Annotated in this window: 5 protein-coding genes; 4 read left to right on the top strand and 1 reads right to left on the bottom strand. The window is 72.0% G+C overall.

The window, feature by feature from the left end:
* Positions 1-56: 56 nt before the first annotated feature.
* From ACFU7Z_RS36625 to ACFU7Z_RS36615, 3 genes are all read left to right on the top strand, one after another.
* Positions 57-722, top strand: a complete 666-nt coding sequence (locus ACFU7Z_RS36625; RefSeq protein ID WP_380782378.1) for an HAD family hydrolase — start codon at positions 57-59, stop codon at positions 720-722.
* 64 nt (positions 723-786) lie between these two features.
* Positions 787-1,683, top strand: a complete 897-nt coding sequence (locus tag ACFU7Z_RS36620; RefSeq protein ID WP_380782376.1) for an aminoglycoside phosphotransferase family protein — start codon at positions 787-789, stop codon at positions 1,681-1,683.
* A 167-nt stretch (positions 1,684-1,850) separates the two neighbouring features.
* Entirely contained in the window at positions 1,851-2,222 is a 372-nt protein-coding gene (locus ACFU7Z_RS36615; RefSeq protein ID WP_380782374.1) for a hypothetical protein, read from the top strand.
* A gap of 181 nt (positions 2,223-2,403) precedes the next feature.
* Here the strand turns inward: ACFU7Z_RS36615 and ACFU7Z_RS36610 are convergent, their stop codons facing one another.
* Positions 2,404-2,832 (bottom strand): GNAT family N-acetyltransferase, encoded by a 429-nt coding sequence (locus tag ACFU7Z_RS36610; RefSeq protein WP_380782372.1) that lies wholly within the window; start codon positions 2,830-2,832, stop codon positions 2,404-2,406.
* Between the two features lie 849 nt (positions 2,833-3,681).
* On the opposite strand from ACFU7Z_RS36610, the gene ACFU7Z_RS36605 reads away from it, so the two are divergent.
* Positions 3,682-4,410, top strand: a complete 729-nt coding sequence (locus tag ACFU7Z_RS36605) for a hypothetical protein (RefSeq protein ID WP_380782370.1) — start codon at positions 3,682-3,684, stop codon at positions 4,408-4,410.
* Positions 4,411-4,644 lie beyond the last annotated feature (234 nt).

Raw genomic sequence — 4,644 nt, 5'->3', positions numbered from 1 at the left:
GGTGGTCGGTTCGCCGGTCACCGGCCCCCGCGCGGACGTCGACCTATGCTGTTCGGATGAGCGAGCCGATTGAACTGGTGATCTTCGACTGTGACGGCGTCCTGGTGGACAGCGAGGTGATCGCCGTCCGGGTGCTGGTGCGGCTCGGTGAGGAGTACGGCTGGCCGCTGACCGAGGCGGAGGCGATCGAGCTCTTCGTCGGACGGTCCGAGGCGGCCAACCGGGCCACGGTCACCGAACGGCTCGGCGGCGAGACGGCGGCGGTGTGGAGCAAGCGCTTCGTCGAACTGCACGCCGAGGCGGTGGACGCCGGACTGACCCCCGTGGCCGGCCTGCCGGAGGCGCTGGCCGCGATCACCCTGCGCACCTGCGTGGCCTCCAGCGGCACCCACGAGAAGATGCGCCACACCCTGGGCCGGACCGGCCTCCACGACCACTTCGCCGGGCGGATCTTCAGCGCCACCGAGGTCGAGCGCGGCAAGCCCGCGCCCGACCTCTTCCTGCACGCAGCCCGCTCGATGGGTGTCGACCCGGCCGCCTGCGTGGTGGTCGAGGACAGCCGCCCCGGCGTCGAGGCCGCCCGCGCCGCCGGGATGCGCGCACTCGGCTACGCGGGCGGCGTCACGGCCGCGGAGCGGCTGGCCGGGCCGGGCACCGTGGTCTTCGACGACATGCGCGAGCTGCCCGGCCTGATCGCGGCGGGCGCGGTCCTCCCGGGCTAGCGGCCGTCGGTCCGGCGGCAATTCGGTTGCCCGGCGCGGCCGGCGGCTGGCAGGGTCGGGCGCTATGGCCTCCTCCCGCAAGCTGCACGCCGACGAACTGGACATCGACGAGGCGCTGGTGCGCCGGATGGTCGCGGAGCACTTCCCGCAGTGGGCCGGCCTGCCGGTCGAGCCGGTGGAACCGGTCGGGACCAGCAACGCGATGTACCGGCTGGGCGCCGAGCTGGTGGTGCGCGTCCCGCGGATCCCGGGGGTGGTCGAGGAGATCGCCAAGGAGGACGTCTGGCTGCGGCGTCTGGCCCCGAGGCTGCCGGTCCCGGTGCCGGTCCCGCTGGCCGTGGGCGGACCGGTCGACGGCTGCCCCTGGCCCTGGTCGGTGCTGCGCTGGCTCGACGGCACCACACCGGTGCCCGGCCGGATCGCCGAACCCGGGGCGCTGGCCGGGGACTTGGCCGACTTCGTGACGGCCATCCGCCGGATCGACCCGGCCGGGGCCCCGGCCGCCTACCGCAGCGAGTCGCTGGCCTCGCGGGACGCCGGGACCAGGACCGCGATCGCGGCCGTGGCGGACCTCGTCGACGCCGCCGCCGCGACCGCCGCCTGGGAGCACGCCCTGGCCGCCCCCGCGCCCGACGGCCCGCCGGTCTGGCTCCACGGGGACCTCCAGCCCGGCAACCTGCTGGTGTCCCCGGAGGGCCGGCTGAGCGCCGTCATCGACTTCGGCTGCGCGGGCCTCGGCGAACCGGCCGTCGACCTGATCCCCGCCTGGTACGTCCTGCCCGCCGCCGCCCGTCCCGCCTTCCGCGCGTCCGTGGCGGCCGACGACGCCATCTGGGCCCGCGCCCGGGGCTGGGCCCTGTCCATCGCCCTGTCGGAGGTGGCCTACTACCGGGACAGCGACCCGAGGATGGCCGACATCGCCCGCCACGTCATCGCCGAGGTGCTGGCCGACCACGCGTAGCGGGACGGCGGGACCAGCCGACGAAGCCACCCACGGACGGCACCCCCGCATCCGACTGTCACGGCCGGAACCGCGAGAGCGACCCTTCGCCCCACCCTCCGGTGCCGCTTCGGCCAGGCCGAAGCGGCACCTTCCCGGAGACGGGCAACCACGGCAGAATCTCAGGCGTGAGCAACCCTCTGAGTGAGGCGTGGGACTTCCAGGCCCAAGCAGCAGCGGAACAGGACGACTTCGGCCGGACTTCCGGTGGGTCGTGGGTCCCGCCCATCCTGCAGGACCTGGTCCTCGCCGCGAGAAGCACCTCGTTGAGCCGCTACTACCCGTTCACGAGTCATGCAACGCTCCGCTTCAGTACAGGGCCCCAGTGGTGGCTCGGCAACGGAGACGTCCTCGCCATCGGCATCGCGCTCGTCCCCGAAGGGCGCTATCTCGTCTACACCCGAACATCGCAGGACGAGCCGTTCTCGGCGGAACTCGAGACCACCGGTGCTGACGAGGCGGCCGCCAAGGCGGAACAACTGGTGAACGCCCTCAGCTGAGTTCAACCTTCGGACCGCAGAACTGCGGGCAGAGCCGGAATTGAGGATCTTTCGGGGCGGGCCCGTGTGCAGGCACACGGGCCCGCCCTGAAGGATCTGATGCCCGCCTACCCGCCCTTTCCGCAAAAGCCCTCGGCACGGCACCGCCACACCTGCGCGGGAAGTCGGCGGGGCATGGCTTTCAGGACTCCGCCGGCACTCGGCGTTCCGGGGCCAGTACCTGCCACCGTCGGACGGCCATGCCTCTCAGCGGCAGCATTCCGAGCTTCTCGTAATACGCCCGCAGCGGTTCGTCGCAGGTCAGGTCCACGGAGTACAGATGTTCCGCCTCGGCGAGGACCCGCCGGACCAGCTGCCCGCCGATGCCTTTCCCCTGGTATTCGGGCAAGACCTCCAGCCACGGGATGAAGCCCGTGAGGACTCCGTCGCTGATCATGTTGACGAAGCCCACGACGCGCCCCGTCCCGGCGTCCAGGGCGACCACGACCCGGTAACTGCCCTTGAGTACGGCAAGGTGCTGTGCGGCCGTCGGCGGTGCGGGCCAGCCTACGAAGAACCCGGAAAGGTCCTGCTCCGCAATATCGGAGAGATCGGTGCTGTAGTTGATCACCAGCGCATCCTGGCAGAGCGAAGCACATGCTCTGGAGGAGACCGTCGGCCACGGCTGTCCGCGACCGCGATTTCAGCGGTGCCCCGTACTGGGGCGTGGAGAGCCGGTCTTCGAGAAATCGTCGACAGCCAGGCTGCGTTGGCCCTGGTCACGAGACTCGGCATGACGCACAACGCGCAGCCCGGATCACCATCCGGACGGCGCGTCACACAGGGCGAACGCTGCTTGATGCGGCACGAGGACTTGTCCCGTCGATCGGGTTCGGGCCCGGTGTGGACGGGTGGGGTCGTCGGCTGAGCGGGGATCGCTTCCCCGGCGGCGCTGCGGGATGTGTGCCGCCGACTCTCCCGGGGTGGTGGCCGGCGCGCGGTGTGGACCGGACGAGCCGAGCGCGGGAGGAAGTTCCGCTCCACGCGCACGGCCGGCTACCAGGAGTTCCGGTCGACGGATCGGTCTGCGCGGCCCGGCGAACCCGCGTGCGAAGCCGGGGCGGAATCCGATAGCGTGCACGAAGGAGTGCCGGGAAGACTGGTCGGCGAACAAGGGACACTTGTGTCCGTGGGCCGGTCCGGGGGTGGTGTGCGTGGCGCTCGATGCGAGGTCCGTCGGCACGCCGTCGGCCCGGCCCCGGCTGCGGACCTGTCACCCCTCATGCCGGCCCCGGCCCCCTCAGACGTTACCCGCCGTCCACAGGGCTTCAGTGGACTCCGGACAGATTACGAGAATTGAGACACCGTCCGGTGTTCCGGACTTCCGGTGCCGTCCGACCCCGGAAGGGGCGGGGCGGCACGCCCCGGCGACGGCAATCCAGGCGTTCCGGCCGCGCACCGGACTGGGGGGAGAACCATCATGACCCACCGTCCCTCACCATGGACCCGCACCGGCGCCGCGCTGCTCGCCGCATCCGCACTCGTCCCGGCAGCAGGCGCCTGGTACGTGTTCGCCACACGGATGCCGGAAGACGCCGAGCGGTCCCACGCGTACGCGGCCGCGGTGACCTGCCCGGCCGAGAGCCCTGGCGCGGCGGTCGAGGAGTGCGTGCGCACCGTGCCGTTCACCGTCACCGGCACGGTCGTCCGGCCCAAGGACCATCAGGCGACGCTGGACGGCGCGCCGCTGTGGAGCGGCACGGTGCGGTTCGGCGACGACGGGCCGCTGCTGGAGGAGTTGAAGCCCGGCGACCGGGTGGACGGCGCGGTGTGGCGCGGCCGAGTGATGCGCCTGGAGCGGGCCGGCGTCACTCAGTCCTCCTCCGACGAGCCCCGCTCCGAGGCGCAGATCTTCGCCGGGCTGGGCACCTTCCTCGCGCTGCTGGCGGTGCTTGCCGCCGCCCTGGGTGCGTTCCTGTTCACCGGCCGCCGCGTCACGGTCGCCCTCGCCCGGTCGCTCTTCTTCCAGACGCTGGTCTCCTGCTTCGCGCCCGCGGCGCTCGCGTACTGGGTCGGCCTGCCGTGGTGGACGGTGCCGGCCGCGGCCATCCCGATCGCGCTGGTCGCGGCGGAGGGGACACGGCGCCTGAACGCGGGGAAGGCCCCCGGGGAACCGCAGGGTTTCGTGGCCGGCCAGGTGTCTGATTGACGCCACCTAGCTGCACTTGGCGGGACCGCTGCCCGGCCAGGACTTGTCCGGTCGATCATGTGCGGGGCCAGATGGCGAGGGCTACTGCGGTGGCGGTGCCGAGGTAGGTGCAGCCGCGCTTGTTGTATCGGGTGGCCACCGCTCCGGCGTGCTTGAGCTAGGGCCTGTGTGATGTTGTGATCAATCTTCGGGTTCTGCCCCGCTCCGGGGCAGAACCCGGTAGGACTGTTGGAT

Origin of the sequence: Kitasatospora sp. NPDC057518, assembly GCF_042802075.1 — a bacterium.
GTDB lineage: Bacteria > Actinomycetota > Actinomycetes > Streptomycetales > Streptomycetaceae > Kitasatospora.
Note: the sequence above shows the minus strand (reverse complement) of the source record. Positions and strands in the feature narration are given on the sequence as shown.

Coding starts and splice junctions, on each gene's coding strand:
- ACFU7Z_RS36625 (WP_380782378.1), top strand. CDS start 57: ATGAGCGAGCCGATTGAACTGGTGATCTTCGACTGTGACGGCGTCCTG.
- ACFU7Z_RS36620 (WP_380782376.1), top strand. CDS start 787: ATGGCCTCCTCCCGCAAGCTGCACGCCGACGAACTGGACATCGACGAG.
- ACFU7Z_RS36605 (WP_380782370.1), top strand. CDS start 3,682: ATGACCCACCGTCCCTCACCATGGACCCGCACCGGCGCCGCGCTGCTC.